At 63.0% G+C, this 17,402-nt stretch carries 11 protein-coding genes; 10 read left to right on the top strand and 1 reads right to left on the bottom strand.

All coding sequences use genetic code 11. From position 1 onward, the window contains the following. The first annotated feature begins 142 nt into the window (after positions 1 to 142). The 9 genes from EOA16_RS10720 (at position 143) to EOA16_RS10680 (ending at position 13,298) form a co-directional block, all read left to right on the top strand. Positions 143 to 5,017 carry a YadA-like family protein gene (locus EOA16_RS10720; protein WP_127257769.1) on the top strand — a complete coding sequence of 1,625 codons (4,875 nt, stop codon included), beginning with the start codon at positions 143 to 145 and terminating at the stop codon, positions 5,015 to 5,017. A 7-nt stretch (positions 5,018 to 5,024) separates the two neighbouring features. Next, complete coding sequence (locus EOA16_RS10715; RefSeq protein ID WP_127257767.1) at positions 5,025 to 5,582, top strand: invasion associated locus B family protein; 558 nt, start codon at positions 5,025 to 5,027, stop codon at positions 5,580 to 5,582. Positions 5,583 to 5,595: 13 nt separating this feature from the next. Continuing rightward, positions 5,596 to 6,264, top strand: coding sequence for a hypothetical protein (locus tag EOA16_RS10710; protein ID WP_127257765.1), 669 nt, complete (start codon positions 5,596 to 5,598; stop codon positions 6,262 to 6,264). Between the two features lie 38 nt (positions 6,265 to 6,302). Continuing rightward, the gene (locus EOA16_RS10705; protein WP_127257763.1) at positions 6,303 to 6,764 is read left to right on the top strand and encodes a DUF4189 domain-containing protein; all 462 of its coding nucleotides are present in this window, start codon (positions 6,303 to 6,305) and stop codon (positions 6,762 to 6,764) included. Beyond that, the gene (locus EOA16_RS10700; RefSeq protein WP_206517329.1) at positions 6,761 to 7,297 is read left to right on the top strand and encodes an invasion associated locus B family protein; all 537 of its coding nucleotides are present in this window, start codon (positions 6,761 to 6,763) and stop codon (positions 7,295 to 7,297) included. Before EOA16_RS10705 ends, EOA16_RS10700 begins: the two co-directional genes overlap by 4 nt. A gap of 417 nt (positions 7,298 to 7,714) precedes the next feature. Next, on the top strand, positions 7,715 to 9,163 hold the full coding sequence (locus EOA16_RS10695; RefSeq protein WP_127257759.1) for a TolC family protein: 1,449 nt from the start codon (positions 7,715 to 7,717) through the stop codon (positions 9,161 to 9,163). A 39-nt stretch (positions 9,164 to 9,202) separates the two neighbouring features. Further along, complete coding sequence (locus EOA16_RS10690) at positions 9,203 to 11,335, top strand: type I secretion system permease/ATPase (protein ID WP_127257757.1); 2,133 nt, start codon at positions 9,203 to 9,205, stop codon at positions 11,333 to 11,335. A gap of 42 nt (positions 11,336 to 11,377) precedes the next feature. Further along, entirely contained in the window at positions 11,378 to 12,667 is a 1,290-nt protein-coding gene (locus tag EOA16_RS10685) for an HlyD family type I secretion periplasmic adaptor subunit (protein WP_127257755.1), read from the top strand. Beyond that, complete coding sequence (locus tag EOA16_RS10680) at positions 12,657 to 13,298, top strand: ribbon-helix-helix domain-containing protein (protein ID WP_127257753.1); 642 nt, start codon at positions 12,657 to 12,659, stop codon at positions 13,296 to 13,298. The genes EOA16_RS10685 and EOA16_RS10680 overlap by 11 nt, the downstream gene beginning before the upstream one ends. A 24-nt stretch (positions 13,299 to 13,322) precedes the next feature. On the opposite strand, the gene EOA16_RS10675 is transcribed toward EOA16_RS10680, so the two are convergent. Next, a complete protein-coding gene (locus EOA16_RS10675) occupies positions 13,323 to 14,252 on the bottom strand; it encodes a transglutaminase-like cysteine peptidase (protein ID WP_127257751.1) in 930 nt (309 codons plus the stop codon). Between the two features lie 323 nt (positions 14,253 to 14,575). Here EOA16_RS10675 and EOA16_RS10670 point away from each other — a divergent pair. Continuing rightward, a partial coding sequence (locus EOA16_RS10670; RefSeq protein WP_206517328.1) for a VCBS domain-containing protein occupies positions 14,576 to 17,402 on the top strand: 2,827 nt, incomplete at its 3' end.

Raw genomic sequence — 17,402 nt, 5'->3', positions numbered from 1 at the left:
ACGAGCCGTTAACCTCTGTCGGTTTGCTCCGATCTTTTCTCACAAGACAGCAATTTCGTGAAATACCGCGGGCAGGAATCATGTCTTCCTGCGGTGGAACGGAATTGTCAGACATTTCGTGCCGGCCAGCGGAGAGGGAACCATGACCGACAACCAGTTTTCGAACGACTCGTTTGTTCAGCGCCGCACGGCGCATTTCGCCGGGCAGTGGATCGCGGGGGCCGATCCTCGCTCACGCTCGGTCCGGCGCCGCTTGATGGCGGTGCTGCGCATGGCCCATAGCGTGCTCGGCATGCGGCGCAAGCGCCTGGGACTGGGGACGCTGGGCGTCGGCGGGTCGGCAGCGGCCGCGATGCTGGGCGCTTTTGCACTGAGCATGGCCACAATGCCGGCACAGGCGCAATATGCCGCTGGCGGTGGAACCGCGACAACTCCCAACTCCATAGCGATCGGAAATAGCGCCTCCGCCACCAATGTCTGGTCGATAGCGCTCGGCACCCAGACCGTTTCGTCGGCGCAATACTCGGTCGCCATCGGCCTGAATGCGTCGGCCACGGGCTCCGGCGGAGCGGTGGCGCTGGGCTCCGGCACTGTATCAAACAATGTCAATACACTCGCAGTCGGCGTTGATGCAAATGCCACCGGGGCCGGCGCCAGCGCCCTGGGTACCTTCTCCGTTGCTTCGGGAGGCAACTCCACCGCCGTCGGCGTCAGTTCCTTGGCCAGCGGCGGCCAGGCGTTCGCCGGAGGCTGGGGGTCTCAAGCCACCGGGTCCCGCGCCGTCGCGATCGGGAGTCAAGCAATCTCGTCGGCACTGGACACCATTGCCCAAGGCACCAACACCAACGCAAGCGCCCAGAACGCCATCGCTGTCGGCTTCCAGTCGACAGCAACCGCGATAAACTCCGTCTATCTTGGCTCGCGCACTGCCGCTGGAACGGGAGCGCTGGCCCAGAGCGCCATCGCCATCGGTACGGATGTGGTGGCGTCCCAGGTTGACACCACTGCGATCGGACGCGCAAGCAAGGCAACGGGAACGGCCGCCATAGCGATGGGCGCCACAGCCGTTGCGTCGAGCAATCTGACCGTCGCGATAGGTAACGGAGCGACCGCCACGGCGACGGGGGGCGTATCCATGGGATCTCTCGCGAAAGCCACAGCCATCAATGCAGTCGCCTTGGGCGCGGGCGCGACCGCGAGCCAGGCAAACACCCTAGCTTTAGGCGAGTCCTCCACTGCCAGTGGCGTGAACAGCACATCGATCGGTGGTGGGTCGGTCGCAAGCGGGCTTCAGGCGGTCTCTTTGGGTATCAACGCGAACGGAGCAGGCGCCAACGCAATTGCAGTCGGAACAGCGGCCCAAGCCACCGGCACCCAATCGATCGCCAACGGCTATCAGGCCGCGGCATCGCAGGATAACACGGTTGCAATAGGTACCCTGACCAAAGCAACCGGAACTGGCGCAACGGCGATGGGCAACGCAGCCAGTGCCTGGGGCAATCAATCCATCGCATTTGGTGTGGGCGCGCAGGCGGGCGTTCAGGCCAACACGGCCGTGCCCAACAGCATCGCAATCGGCACCAATTCGCTCTCTTCCGGCGGTTTCGCCACCGCAGTGGGCACTTCCTCAACTGCCAGTGGCGTCGCCAGCACCGCAATTGGCATGAGCACCGTAGCTGGCGGCGACAATTCGGCAGCCATGGGCTACCAGGCCAGCGCGACGGGAGCTGACTCCGTTTCGATTGGGTCCGCCGCCAAGGCCACCGGTGCCCGTGCGTTCGCGGGCGGCCGTACGGTCACGGCCTCAGGCGACGATTCCATCGCCATCGGCACGACGGCCGTCTCTTCAGGGGCAGCCTCGACGGCAGTTGGAGCAGGCGCGGTGGCACAGGACGTAAACGCGGTCGCCATGGGCACCGCCGCCAGCGCGATCACCGCCGATTCTGTCGCCATCGGCACGGGCGCGGTGGCCGACGGCGGCAAGGCGGTCGCCATCGGTGCCGGCAACGAAGCCTATGGTGACGGTGCGGTCGCCATCGGCGATCCGAGCTATGCCAGCGGCACCGGCGCCTTCACCGGGGGCGCCAACAACATCGCCAACAGCGATGGTACGGTAACCGCCACGGCCGCGAACATGGCCAACGGCGCGGTCGCCATCGGCAACAACAACAAGGCGATCGGGCAAGGTTCCGTGGCGCTGGGCAATGGCTCGACGGCGGGCGCCGCCGGCCTTGCGGGCAATGTCGCGCTGGGCAATGGCGCGACGGCGGCGGCAAGCACTGGTGACGTGGCGCTCGGGTCCGGCTCGGTGACCACCACGGCCGTCGGCACGGCGAGCGGGGTGATCAACGGCACGACCTATGCTTTCCAGGGCACCAACCCAACCTCGACGGTCAGCATCGGCGCGCCCGGTGCGGAACGCACGCTCACCAACCTGGCGGCGGGGCGCATCAGCGCGCTCTCGACCGATGCGATCAACGGCTCGCAGCTCTTCGCCACCAACCAGGCGGTCGACGCCATCGGCGTTACCGTCAATAACCTCAACACCGGTGGCGGCATCAAGTATTTCCACGCCAACTCGACCCTGGCGGATTCACAGGCTCTCGGAACGGATTCCGTCGCTGTCGGGCCCAATGCGGTGGCCAACAATGCCGGCGACGTCGCGATCGGCCTGAATTCGACATCGGGCGCAACGACTGCCGTCGGTGGCACGACGATCGGCGGCGTCAACTACACCTTTGCCGGCGGCACGCCGGCCGGCGCCTTCTCGGTCGGCTCGGCGGGCGCCGAGCGCCAGATCCAGAATGTCGCGGCCGGGCAGTTGAATGGCGGTTCGACCGATGCCGTCAACGGCTCGCAGCTTTTCGCCACCAACCAGCAGGTGACGCAGAACACCACCGACATCGCCAATATCGGCAGTGGCGTGACCAATCTCGGCAACACGATCAACAACATCGCCGGCGACACGTCGACCGCCTATACCGACGCCAATGGCGAGGGCATCCGCTACGCCCGCACCAACGAGGCCGGGCTGGCGCAGACCGATTCCTTCGCACAAGGGGTCGGCTCCACCGCCGTCGGCTACCAGGCGACCGCGACGGGCGACAGCGCGCTGGCGCTCGGCCGCGACAGCAATGTCAGCATCGACGGCGGCGTGGCGCTCGGTTCCGGTTCGGTCTCCGATCGCGCGCTGGCTCCGGCCACGGGCCAGATCGCGGCCGGCCCAGCCAACTTCATCCAGTACAACACGACCGACAAGACGCTGCTCGGCGCCGTTTCGGTCGGCGACGCAACATCCTACCGGCAGATCACCAACGTGGCCGACGGCACGCAGGATCAGGATGCGGTGACGGTCCGCCAGCTCGCCGGCGCCATCGCTTCCGTATCGGCCACCTCGACCAAGTATTTCCATGCCAATTCGACGGCGGGCGACTCGCTGGCGGTCGGCGCCGAGTCGGTCGCGGTTGGCCCGACAACGGTCGTCAATGGCGACAACGGCATCGGCATCGGCAATGGCGCCATAGTCGACCAGACAGCACCTGGCGGCACAGCGATCGGCCAGGGCGCCCATGTGATGCTGGCCGATGGGCTGGCGCTCGGCACCAATTCGCTGGCGTCCGGCATCCAGTCGGTGGCGCTCGGCGCCGGCGCCCAGAGCACCTTCATCAACAGCGTGGCGCTCGGTGCGCAATCCATCACCACGGTCGGCGCGCAGGCGGGCTACACGGCCTTCGCACTCGCCGGTCCGCAGACCTCGGTCGGCGAGGTGTCGATCGGCGCCGCCGGGGCCGAACGCAAGCTCACCAATGTCGCGGCGGGCTCGGCCGACACCGACGGCGTCAACGTCTCGCAATTGCGCGGCGTGACGCAAAACGTCAGTAACCTGTTCGGCGGCGGCACGACCGTCAATCCCGACGGCTCGATCACCGGCCCGACCTACAACATCCAGGGCAACAATTATTCCACCGTCTATGACGGCTTCACGGCGGTCGACAATGCGCTGACCAGCATCAGCAATGGCGGCGGCATCAAATATTTCCACGCCAACTCGACACTGGCCGACAGCATCGCGGGCGGCACCAACGCCGTTGCGATCGGACCGGAGAGCGTGGCCAGCGGTACCGACAGCCTGGCCGCGGGACATGGCTCGACGGCCACTGGGCAGGGCGCTGTCGCGCTCGGCCAAGGCGCCAAGGCCAACAACGCCAACGATGTGGCGCTCGGTTCCGGTTCGGTGACACAGACCGCGGTCGGGACCTCCAGCACCGTCATCAACGGCAAGACCTACACTTATGCCGGGACGACGCCGACCGGAACCGTCAGCGTCGGCGACGCCGGCGCCGAGCGGACGATCACCAATGTCGCGGCCGGCCGCGTGTCTTCCGACAGCACCGATGCGATCAACGGCTCGCAGCTCTACGCCACCAACACGGCGATCGAGGATCTGAAAGCCGGCGTCGGAAACCTCACCCAGAACGCGGTGACCTATGACACCCAGGGCGGCAACAAGACGAACACCATCACGTTGCAAGGTGGCGACGTCAACGCGCCGGTCGTCATCTCCAATGTCGGCCCCGGCGTCAAAGGGACCGATGCGGTCAACGTCGACCAGATGAACCAGGGCCTGACCGCGGGCAAGAGCTATACGGACAACCGCGTGGCCTACGCTATCGATACGTCCAACGCCTACACCGACAAGGTGGCGGTGACGACCTTGCAGCAGGCCAACGACTATACCGACCAGAAGCTCAGCCAGCTCAATTCGGACATCAGCGGCATCCGCGACGAGGCGCGGCAGGCGGCCGCAATAGGCCTTGCGGCCGCCTCGCTGCGCTATGACGACCGGCCCGGAAAGCTGAGCGTCGCGGCGGGTGGCGGCTTGTGGCGGGACGCAGGCGCGTTCGCCTTCGGCGCTGGCTACACCAGCGAAGACGGCCGCATCCGGGGCAATCTGTCGGGCACGGCCGCGGGTGGGCATGTCGGTGTCGGCGCCGGCATCAGCTTCACCTTGAACTGAGGCGGGAATGAAAGGATTTGCTGCCCTGACCTGCCTGGCGCTCTGCGGCGGCCTCGTGCCGGCCGCCGGGCAGGTCGCGTCGACCTACAGGATCAAGCCATCGGACGTAGTGGTGCCGCCCGAGGTGAAGCTCGGAGACTATCAGCGCACCATTCGCCCATTCGATAACTGGACGCTGATCTGCGACGAGAACCTCAAGGCTCGCAAGAAGGTCTGCAACGTCTCGCAGATCATCGAGGACGCATCAGGCAAGATGGCTTTCAGCTGGTCGCTTGCCGCCACCCAGGACGGCAAGCCGTACATGATCCTGCGCACCGCTCCGAACGCCAGGAGCGATGGCCTGGTGTCGCTGAAGTTCGATGGACAGAAGCAGCCGATCGATGTGCACCTGAACGGCTGCAACGAAATGGTCTGTGTCGGCATGTTGCCGGTAGGCCCCGTCATGCGTCGACAGATATCGCAGAATGCGACACCGGCGATCTCCTATTCGACAGCCGACGGCCAGACGATCACCGTGACCGCAACGCTCAAGGGGCTGTCAGAGGCCCTTTCACCACTCAAGTAACCGGGGCATCACCATGAGCCAGCAGGACCAGTTCACGTCCGCGAAACGCACCGCGACCGTCGAGGCGGATCGGCAGAGGCGGGCCGAGTCGCCAAGGCGGCGCTGGCCACGCGTGGCCGGATATTCACTGCTGGGATTGGTCGTGGCGGGCCTTGGCTTCGCCGCCGGAAACTATGCCGCGATCGCCAATCTGGTCGGCGGCGCGACGGCCGCACCCGCAGAAACAGCGGCGGCCCCCGTGCTTCCGGACACGCCCTTCCTCGAGCATGTCAAGCAGGCCGGGGTGCAGGCTTGCTCGACCGTCTATCCGGTGCTCGGACAGATTCTGACGACCGGCACGAAATACAGCGTCAAATCCCTGTGGAACGACCAGGCCGCCGACAAGCACGCCATTCAGGCCTATGTCGGCATGGACTATGCGTCGGAACGCTATAGCGGACCGGCCGCCGGCATCGTCTTCGCGTCGCCCACCGCCACGGGTTGCGAAGGAGCGATGGTGCGGGTGGCGCCATTCGCCAGCCCGTGCGCCGACATCGCATCCATCCTGCCGCAGGGCAGCAAAATTACCGACCATCTCGGGCAGGTCGAGGTCTACGAGCTCGGCGGCAATGCCGGTGAAGCGCTTCTCCTGCCGACGGGCAAAAGCTGTGTGGTGATCTCCCTCGCTTCGGCGGCGAAGTAGGACGCGAAGCGATGAGGTTAAGGAAAGGGATGCCGACCATGAGATTGCAGGCTTTGGCAGTTTTGGGCTTGACTTTGTTGTGGAGCGGACAAGTCGTCTCAGCCGACCTTGTGGCCCCATCGGAGCCGCAACAGGAGGAAAAAGGCATCTGGGCGGCCATTGCCTATTCGCAGGCCGATAGCAAATACGGCTTCTTCTGGGGCGCCGACAAGCGGCAGGAAGCGAAGGACATCGCACAGAAATATTGCGAGAACGCGGGCGGAAAGGCCTGCAACGTCGTCACCGTCTTCCGCAACCATCGCCATTGGAATGATGACGACGAGACCGGCTTTCCCTACAAGCATTGCGGTGCGCTTGCCGTGGCAGACAAAGTGGAGAACCGTTTCACGGCCTGGGGCGTGAATTCGGCCGAGACCCGTCGGGAAGCGGAGGATCTCGCTTTGCAGGCCTGCGAGGCGGCGGGAGAGAAATGCAAGATCCGCGAGTGGGTCTGCACATGAAGCTTGGCCCGAAGGCCGTCTCCGCATGTGGGGCAATTCTATTCCCGTTGATGTCACCGGTGTCTGCCCAGCAACAGGTGGCGGCTGTCCCGGATGGACCCTCATCGCTGCGTGAGGTCTATCAGGACTGGAGTGTGACCTGCTCTGTTCGCGAGAAGGCGAGAGTGTGCTCGCTCGCGCAAGACCAGGTCCAGCAGAACGGGCAGAGGCTTCTTGCCGTGGAGATCGCGGCACGCCCGGACGGCTCGACGACGGCTACCTTGCTTCTGCCCTTCGGCATCCTGCTCGATCCGGGCGTGACGCTGCAGATCGACGATCAACCGCCACTGTCCCCGCAGCGCTTCAGGACCTGCCTGCCGACGGGTTGCGTCTCCGTCTTTACGATCGATCGGCCGACGCTTGAAAAGCTGAGGGGAGGCTCGGTGCTGAAGCTCAATGTCACCACGGACGCCGAGACCCCGCTGAGCTTCCCGGTCTCGCTTCGCGGCCTGACCGCAGCGCTCGACCGCATGGTGGCGTTGAGGGCAAATTAGGGGCGACGACTCGGGCCGCGACAAAAAGTGGCTCCGCAATGGTGCGCGCTGACAGACTTATGGCCATAACGAGCGAGCGGCACCCGAGGTCGCGTGCTTGAAAATACTACAACTCCCGGTTGGGTCTCCAGCGACCGCTCTCCAAACCGGCCATGAGTCTGACCTTATCGGCCCACAGCGCGGCGTTTTCTGAATTTTCCCGCAGAGTGCGGCGTCCGGATACAACCGCAGCGAGCCGACGTTATGTGCTATTTTTGCTACATCTCGCAGCCTTGTTGCCCAAAAAGGCTATTTAGCGAGTTCTAAATCAATAATCGCTCACATATTTCGTGAATTTGTGAATAATCCACCGACGGGCAGGCCTTGGCCTGGTTAGCGCTCTGAAAAGGACGCTGGGGAAACGTTAGGGTGGGATTGATGAATACGACAAATATGTCGACCATAGGCAGGCGCCTTGGTCTTTTGATGGCGGCCACCATGCTGACCTGCGGGAGTGCTCACGCGCTCACGCTCAAGGAGGCGATGGCTGTCGCGGTGGAATCCAATCCCGAGATTGGACAGGCGATCGAAAACCGCGAAGCAATCGAGTTCGAGCTGCGGCAGGCCAAGGGCCTTTATCTTCCCAGCGTCGATGTCGAGGCATCGGCCGGCGTTCGCCGGCTCGACAATCCATCCCGGCGCTCACTTTCCATCGAAGACGACGCGCTCTATCCGGCTGAAACGGACCTTACAGTTTCGCAGACGCTTTATGACAGCGGCGCAAGGCGGGCCGAATTGAACCGTCAGGCATCGCGCGTCGACGGCGCTTCATTCCGGGTGCTGGAACGGTCCGAATTCATCGGGCTGTCCGTTGTCCAGGATTACCTGGAGTACATGCTGCAGGCTTCGATCGTTGTCGAAGCGAAGAAGAATCTCGGCTTCCACCAGGGAATTCTCGGCGACATCCGGCAAGGCATCTCGGGCGGCGCGCTGAACGAGGCCGACCGGCAACAGGCCGAGGAACGGTTGTTCGCCGCCAAGGCGCGCATGCAGGAGGCGACCGAGGAACTGGAAGCGGCCAAGATCCGCTTCTTCAAGACCGTCGGAAAGCCACTGACCAGCCCTTCGAGGCCGGGCGATGTCTCGGCCGCGCTCCCGCGCTCGCTTGACGAGGCGATAGGGTTGGCACGGGAAAGCAACCCGCGCGTGCACATGGCCAACAGCGACATCGACGCGGCGGCCTCCCTCGTGGATGCCGCACGGGCAAAATTTGGCCCCTCCATCATCGCTGAAGGTCGCGCGCGGGCGGGAACCGACATTGACGGCGACGATGGCGACACCAGCGATCTGCAGGCGCGGCTGGTCCTGCGCTGGAATCTCTATCGCGGTGGGATCGACAAGGCCAACGAGCAGGAGCAGATCCGCCGCACCAGTGAACAGCGCCTGGCGCTGCATCAGGTGCAGCGCGAAATCGAGGAAGCCGTTCGCACGTCATGGGATCGCCGTTTCCGGCAAGCCGATCTGGCAAAGACCCTGAGGCAGCAAGCCGCCGCCAATGAGAAGCTGGTCGGTTCCTATCGCGAGCAGTTCAAGGTCGGACAGCGCTCGCTGCTCGACGTGCTGGATGCGCAGAATACGCGGTTCAACACGGCAACGCTGGCGGATACCGCGTCCTACGCATCGCTGTTTGCCCAGTATCGGCTTCTGGCCGCGACCGGACAATTGCTGAAAACGATGAACCTTCAGCCGGCGAAACAAGCGACGGCCTATGCACGAACCGAGTTTGCGGCACCGGAAACCGCAGACACCGAAACCTATGCGCGGACGCCATCGGAGCAGAAGAACGACCTGCCATTCGATATTCTCGCCCCGGTGAGGAAGAAATAAGACGACGCAAGGTCCAGCGAGCGTCCTGACGGGCAGATCGTGAACCAGCAACCCAACATCCTCTCCCCCAAGGAGGCGTTCAAGGCCTGTTTCTCAGCCGTTGCCGGATATCTCGGCAGGCCGAGCGCGGAGACCGTGCTGTTTGCCGGCGTGCCGCTCTCGGACACGCGAATTGCGGTCGACGACATCAGGCACCTTGCCGAACGCATCGGCCTGGAAGTCACCGAGTTCAGCCACCGCGATTTTCTCAGGGGGCGTATCGACCTGCCGGCAATCGTCTTTCGCGTCAGCCAATTGCCGGTTGCCCTGCTCGCTCTAGGCGAAGACGATGCGTATATCACCGCGCCCCAGGAAGACGGCCGCACCACGATTGGCCGATCGGAACTGGCCGCCAGCTACATCAGCGGCGGCGCTTCCTTCTCGATCACCTATGCCAATGCCGCGGAGACCATGTCGGTCGGCTCGGCTGCCAGGATCGAGCGGAGACATTGGCTTACGGGGACGATGGGCGCTTTCTGGCGCACCTACTCGAAAGTCGTCCTGGCGGCGGTGTTCATCAATCTGCTCGCCATAGCCTCGCCGATCTTCACCATGAACGTCTACGACAGGATCCTGCCGAACAAGGCAATATCGACACTGTGGGTCCTGGCTCTCGGCATCGGTGCGGTCATCCTGTTCGATCTGCTTTTGAAGACGGCCAGGGCTTCCCTCATCGACTATGCCGGCCGCAAGGCGGATCTCCGGATATCCTATCTCCTGTTCGAAAAAGTGCTGAACTCGTCGCTGTCGGCGCGCCCTGGATCGACCGGCGAATACGCAAACAGGGTCACGCAATATGAATTCGTCAGGGAGTTCTTCACCTCCAACACCATAAGCGTGTTCATCGACACGGCATTCGTCTTCGTCTTTCTCCTTGTGATCTATGCAATAGGCGGCTGGCTGGTGATCATACCGGCGCTGGCCTTCGTGATGTCCGTCATCGTCGGCCTGGTCACCCAGCGCCGCATCGGCAAGCGCGTCGCCGCCTCGATGAACGAAGCATCGCAGCGCCAGGCCCTGCTGGTCGAATCGATCTCGACGCTGGAGACCATCAAGTCGCTGCGGGCCGAGGCGTATCTGCTGCGAAAATGGGGGGAGCACTCCAAGAACGCCGCCAACACGTCCGAGAAGATCAAGCAGCTATCGGCGGCGGCGGGCAACATCACCCAGTCCATACAACAGCTGGTGACCGTCGCTCTGGTCGTGGCCGGCGCCTATGCCTTCTCGGAAGGGCATGTTTCGACAGGAGCAATCATAGGAACGGTGATGCTGGCGAGCAGGGCCGTGGCGCCGCTCGGCCAGATCGCCATAACGTTGTCCCGGTTCCGCCAGGCCATGCTCTCGCTGAGAATGGTGAACTCGATCATGGCTCAACCGGAAGACCGACCCGACACGGTGGGTTTCGTCAACCGCCCCATTCGCAAGGGGGCGATGGTGTTCAGGAATGTCGGGTTTGTCTATCCCGGGTCCGAAAACGAGGTTCTGACCGGCCTGAATTTCTCGGTCAAGCCGGGTGAGCGGATCGGCATCATAGGCCGCATAGGATCGGGAAAGACGACGATGGGGCGGCTGATCGGCCGGCTCTTCCTGCCGACTTCCGGTGAGTTGCTGCTGGATGGGATCGACATTCGCCAGTATCACCCGTCCGAGGTTCGCGCCGCGGTCGGCATCGTTGCGCAGGCCGGCGACCTGTTCTCGGGCACCATCAAGGAAAACCTCCTGATGGCATGCCCCGAGGCTACCGACGAACAGATCATCGAAGCGGCAAAGGCGGCCGGTGTCGACGATTTCGTTTCACGCCACCCGCGCGGCTACGACATGAATGTCGGCGAGCGCGGCACCAATCTTTCCGGCGGCCAGAGGCAGACGGTGGCGATCGCACGTCTGCTTTTGACCAAACCGAAAATCGTCTTTCTGGACGAGCCATCGGGCTCGATGGATCTCGCATCGGAACGGCAGTTGATAAAACAGCTCAAAGTCGCCTTTGACCGCGACACCACGCTGATCGTCTCCACACACCGGTTCAGCATGCTTGAACTGGCCGACCGCCTGATCGTAATCGAGCGGGGCAAGATCGTTGCCGACGGACCGAAGGACCAAGTCATACAGGCGCTGCAGAAAACAAGCGCCTGATAGAACAAATAGTAATGCATCCAATGCGTTGGGGCGTAGGAAATGCTTGCCAGGGAAGATCGGCCGCCGCTGTTTGCGTCGGCGTCCATATTCATCATCGGAGCGCTCTTCGTGGTTTTTGTCGCCTGGGCGTCCTTTGCCGAAGTCGATGAGATCGCACGCGGCGACGGCAAGGTCATACCCGCTTCCAAGACCCAGATCATTCAGGCGAGTGAAGCAGGCGTCGTTCAGGAAATCGCGGTGACGATCGGCCAGATCGTCAAAAAGAACGATCTCGTCATTCGTCTGGACAACACGCTCAACACGTCCAGTCTGGGCGAGCAGCAGGCCAAGGCGCGCGCGCTGGAAGTGCGCATAGCAAGGCTGAAATACGAACAGGCCGGCAATCTCTCGGGTCCATTTCCGTGTCCTCAGGACATTCAGTCGGTCGCTCCCCAAATCTGCGACAATGAACAGAAGCTGCTCATCGCCCGGCGCGGGAACTTCGACAACAAGCTGTCCGTGCTCAAGTCACGCCTCGATCAGCGCGAGAAGGAGCTGGCCGAGGCGGAGGCCAATTCCGACCGTCTGACCAAAAACCTGGTCGTCAGCGACCAGGAGGCAAAACTGGTTGACGCGATGGTCAAGAAAGGCCTGATGGCAAGGACCGAGCAGCTTCGCGTCGAGCGCGAACAGACCGAACTCAACGGCCAGCTGAACCTGGCGGGCGAAACGATAAAGAAGATCAAATCGTCGATCACGGAAGCCCAGCTTCAGGTCGAGGAACTGGGCCTGCAACTGCAGCAGGAGGCGTTGGACGACCTTACCCAGGCGCTGGCGGACCTTTCGGTGGTGGATGAGACCATAAGGGGAGCCACCGACAAGGTCGCGCGCACCGATATCCGTTCTCCCGTGGACGGCATCGTCAACACGCTGGAGCTCAACACGGTAGGCGCCTTCGTCCAGCCTGGCGCCGTCGTGGCCGGCATCGTGCCGACCTCCGAAACGTTGCTGGTGGAGGCACGGGTCTCGCCACGGGATGTCGCGTTCATCCGCCCCGACCAGGAAGCGCTTATCAAGGTCACCGCCTATGATTTCTCGATCTTCGGCGGCATCGAGGGCAAGGTCTCCAACATCACAGCCGACAGCCTGGTCGACCAGAAAACGGGGGAACCCTATTATCAGGTGCGTGTGGCGACGGACAAATCTACGCTTCAAAGAGACGGCAAGGCCTATTCGATCATTCCCGGAATGATCTGCTCGGTCGATATCAAGACCGGGCGCAAGACGATCCTGCATTACCTCCTGAAGCCGATCAACAAGGCGCGTGAGGAGGCGATGAGTGAGCGGTAGCGCCAGCCCTCATCATTCCGATCGCGAACGGCTGCTTCCGCCAGTCGCCGCCGAGGATTTCGGGCTGGAATTTCGGGTCGTGGCGCGCGGCGGCATACGGCGCGGCATCCGTTTGGAGCGGGCATTCTGGGTGTCGCTGAAGCAGATGGCCGAACGTCGGAAATGCACCATCGGCATGCTCATCGACGAGATCGCCGAAAGCCAGGCCCAGACAGGCAATTTGACATCCGCGATCCGGGTGGCCTGCATGCGTGGATTGGGGGACGAAAACCTGACCTTGCGAAGGCTTGCATCGATCAACACCATCAATGCCATACTGGTCGCTTGCCCGTCTCCGGCCTTTGCCCTGGCATCGTCGAAGAAGATCCTGTCGTTCAACGCGCCGTTCCAGCAGCTGGTCAAGCGTCAATTGCCGATCGCCCCAAGCGATGAAGCACGGCACGACCTCAAGCTGGCATTGGACCTCAATGTGGCCGACATCTTCACGCGGCTCGACGCCAACGGCGAATCGCCGGTGGCCACCGGCTTTGTCATCGGCGCCGGTGACCGTCGTTATCGGGGGCAATTGAATGCGGTTCGGGCTCCGGTGCTCGAGCCGGAGCTGCTGATGGCGTTCGTCTTCGGCGGCTGAATTACCACCAATCCCAACGAGAACTTACGGCTGAAAACCTTCGCCGGGTGCGACGGTTGCGAAACCGCCCTTGATGTCGGCCATCTGGGCTCCGCCCGGTCTTGAACCGTGGATCCAGGCCCGGTCCGTGCTGAACGAATAGAGCGGAACGTAGTCCGGGAGATCGCTGTCGCGCACGACGGTGTTGCTGAGGCTGTCGAGAATGAAGGTGCCGCTGCCTGTGCCCACCGACAGCACTGCGTGAAAGAAGCCTCGCTTGCGATCCTGGAGTACGACAAGCGCCATGCTTTGTGTCGGAATGCCGGCCCTCAGCAGGGCCGTCATCTTGAGGATGGCAAAATCTTCGCAATCGCCGGCTCGCCGCTCGAGAATTTCCGAAGGCTTCGCCCAATAGTCGAGCTTGCCGTAGACGACGCTGTCTTTCCTGTAGGCGATCAGGCGATTTACGCTGCTGTTGACGAAGGACAGCTTCTCGCTGAAGCCCTTGCCTTGAGCGGCGGCGATCATGCCGGCAAAAGCCGCGCTCTTGTGCTCGCAGGCGCTACCGGCCGAGCAGGCGGTGATTGCCCGGTAGACGGGCGCCCAGCGCGCTGCGACGGGGAAATTGCGCATGGACAAGGCAACCGATCCGAATACCCCCGGAATAATCGACGCGGTCTGCACCGGATCTATCCCGGCGTCATCTCCCGCCGTTGACGAGCCATCCCCGCCGCCAACATCTGGGCCATAGCTGCCGGTGACCATACCGATCCGGTAAGCGCCCGCGGGCTGCCAGGGCTGAGGCCTCACCAGCGAAACACCGCCGAGACAGGGCGGCGTCTGGACCTTCTCCTGAGGCCTGCCGGGTGCGGCGATATCGCCCGCGAATGACGGCCCCGCCAGGCCGACAAGTCCGATTGCCAGCAGGAGCATCTGGAGCCGGGTTTTTCCCGGAGCTGATTTTTGCTTTTTCATAACGCCCACCTTTGACTGTGGACGCTACCAATCTTGTCTCAAATTATTGGAAAGGAAGGTGGATAAAGATCCAGCAACTGTCTCTATCCATTTTATTTAAAATTTTATTCAAATTTATACTTTGATTTACCAAAAGACTCCGGCCGGCTCTCCGTCAGGGAGGCCTCCAGAATGCAGCATATATCAGGTTATATTGCTGCGGTTTACCACGTGTAAAAAATGCCGAGCAATGCATATCATAATATATGAAATAGATTAGAAGGCAGTTGCAAAGTAGAAGTGGCCGCTGTCTCTATCCGGTAAATATCGGAGGGGTTTCAGCCATGACGAACAATATCGAGTTGGACAGCTTTTCGGGTTCCTTGAACGAGCATTCCGCGTCCAACGAACACGGCGATCAGACATCGCCGGCGGAGATCCGCGTCGCCCAGGCAAGTTCGACGCAGCAGCCCGCGCCGGCAGCGTCCGAACCGGTGCCGGTCGATGTCGGCGGCGGAGCGCCTGTCAAGCCGGAAGCCCCCGCGGAAGCAAAGGCACCGCCGGCAGCTGCGCCGCACGAATATGTAGCCGACGCCAGCCACGTGGTAAGGCTTCCGGCCAACGCCTCCATCGACAACATCAAGGTCGACGGCCAAAACCTTGTACTCGAGCAGGCCGACGGCTCGGTGATCGTGATCAAGGATGGCGCCCTGAACGTGCCGACCTTCATCATTGGCGACGTCGAGGTGCCGCGCGTTGCGTTGCTGGCGGCGCTGGAAGCCAGCCATGTCGACGTTGCCTTCGGCGCCGACGGTTCGATCTCGGCTGGCCCTGGCGGTTCTAATTCAAGCGCAGGCGGAGATTTCTCGGTTCCCCCCGGCGGCATCGGCGACGGGTTCGACCTGTCGGCTCTGTTGCCGCCGACTGCCTTGCAGTTTGGTCAATTGGACAGGCGCGAACTGTTCCCCTCGATCGTCGACAGGCAGGTTACCGTGACGGCCACGTCACTGCTTGCCCCGACCGAAGCGGCCAGTGAAACTGGCCTCGATGGCGGTGGGGCGCAATCTCCGGGTAGCGAAGCGTCGACCGACAAAGAAACGTCCAGCACCGGTACGATCAGCATCGACGCGCCGGATGGAATTGGCTCGATCGTCATCAACGGTGTCACCGTCACCGGCGTCGATCAGCACATCCTAGGGCAGTACGGCTACCTGACGATCGTCTCCTTCAATCCGAGCACCGGTGCCATCGAATACAATTACACGGTGACCGAATCGGTTTCCCATACGGATCAGACACCCGGCTATGATCCTAGCACCGACACGGTTCCTGAGAATTTCAGCATCACTGTCACGGATGTCGACGGCGATACTGCCAGCACCACCTTTGCCGTCAACATCGTCGACGACGTGCCGACGGCGCATGCCGATACGGATAGTGTGACGGAAGACGGTGCGACGGTCGCGGACGGCAACGTCATCACGGCCAGCGGCGGCGCGGACGCGAACAACACGGACGGCGTTGCCGACACCAAGGGCGCGGACGGCGCAACGGTAACGGGCGTCGAGGCGGGCACGGTGGCATCGGCCTCGGGCCATGTCGGTTCGGCCGTGGCGGGCAGCTACGGTTCGATCACGATCGATGCGGATGGCCACTACAGCTATACGCTGAACAACGGCGCTGCGGCGGTCCAGGCGCTGACCACCGGGCAGCATCTGACGGACACGTTCACCTACACGCTGACCGATGGCGACGGCGACATCTCGACGACAACGGTCGAGATCACCATCAACGGCACCAACGACGTGCCGCAGATCGTCGTTGACCAGGGCAACCCGGCCGGCGCGCATGACCAGGTCTATGAAGCAGGTCTGGCGGCGGGTTCGGCGGCTGGCGACGGCAGCACGGTGGCGACAGGCACCTTCACGGTGTCGGACGCCGACGGGCTCGACGACGTGCAGACCGTCACCATCGGCGGCGTCACGGTTGCCATCGGCAGCCTCAACGGTTCGGCTTTCCAGGGCGACCACGGCACGCTGCTGATCACCGGCTATAACCCGGCAACCGGCGTCGCGACCTATCAGTACACACTGACCAGCACGACCACGGACGTTCCGGCAGTCACCGAGACCGATAGCTTCTCGCTCACCGTCTCGGACGGCACCTCGTCGTCGGTCCCGGCGGCCATCGTCATCGACATCGTCGACGACCTGCCCAATGCGGTCAACGACATCAACAGCATCAGCGAGGACGCGCTCTCGCCGGTCAACGGCAATGTGCTGACCAACGACCTGCATGCTAACAACCAGCCGGGCGCCGACACGCCGACGAGCTTCGTCAGTTGGGATGGCTCGACGACGGGCGCGCACGGCACCTTCGTTGCCAATCCCGACGGCACCTACACCTATACGCTCAACAATGCCGATCCGGCGGTGCAGGCGCTGGACGCCGGCCAGACGCTGACCGAGACCTTCAACTACACGATGAAGGATGCCGACGGCGACACCGATACGGCAACGCTGACCATCACCATCAACGGCACCAACGACGTGCCGCAGATCGTCGTTGACCAGGGCAATCCGGCCGGCGCGCATGACCAGGTTTATGAAGCAGGTCTGGCGGCGGGTTCGGCGGCCGGTGACGGCAGTACGGTGGCGACAGGCACCTTCACGGTGTCGGACGCCGACGGGCTCGACGATGTGCAGACCGTCACCATCGGCGGCGTCACGGTTGCCATCGGCAGCCTCAGCGGTTCGGCTTTCCAGGGCGACCACGGCACGCTGTTGATCACCGGCTACAACCCGGCAACCGGCGTCGCGAGCTATCAATACACACTGACCAGCACGACCACGGACGTTCCGGCAGTTACCGAGACCGACAGCTTCTCGCTCACCGTCTCGGACGGCACCTCGTCGTCGGTCCCGGCGGCCATCGTCATCGACATCGTCGATGACATTCCGACGGCGCATGCCGACACCAACAGCGTCTCGGAAGGCGCGCAGGCTTCGGGCAACGTGCTGAGCGACGGGACGGCGGACGTTCTGGGCGCCGACGGCGCAGCGCCTGGCGGCGCGGTGACGGGCGTTGCGACGGGATCGAACGTGTCGAACCCGGTGAGCGGCGGCCTGGGCGGGATCGTGGGCCAGTACGGCACGCTGGTTCTGGGCGCCA

The sequence above is a fragment of the Mesorhizobium sp. M7A.F.Ca.US.008.03.1.1 genome, assembly GCF_003997495.1.
Classification (GTDB): Bacteria; Pseudomonadota; Alphaproteobacteria; order Rhizobiales; family Rhizobiaceae; genus Mesorhizobium.
Note: the sequence above shows the minus strand (reverse complement) of the source record. Positions and strands in the feature narration are given on the sequence as shown.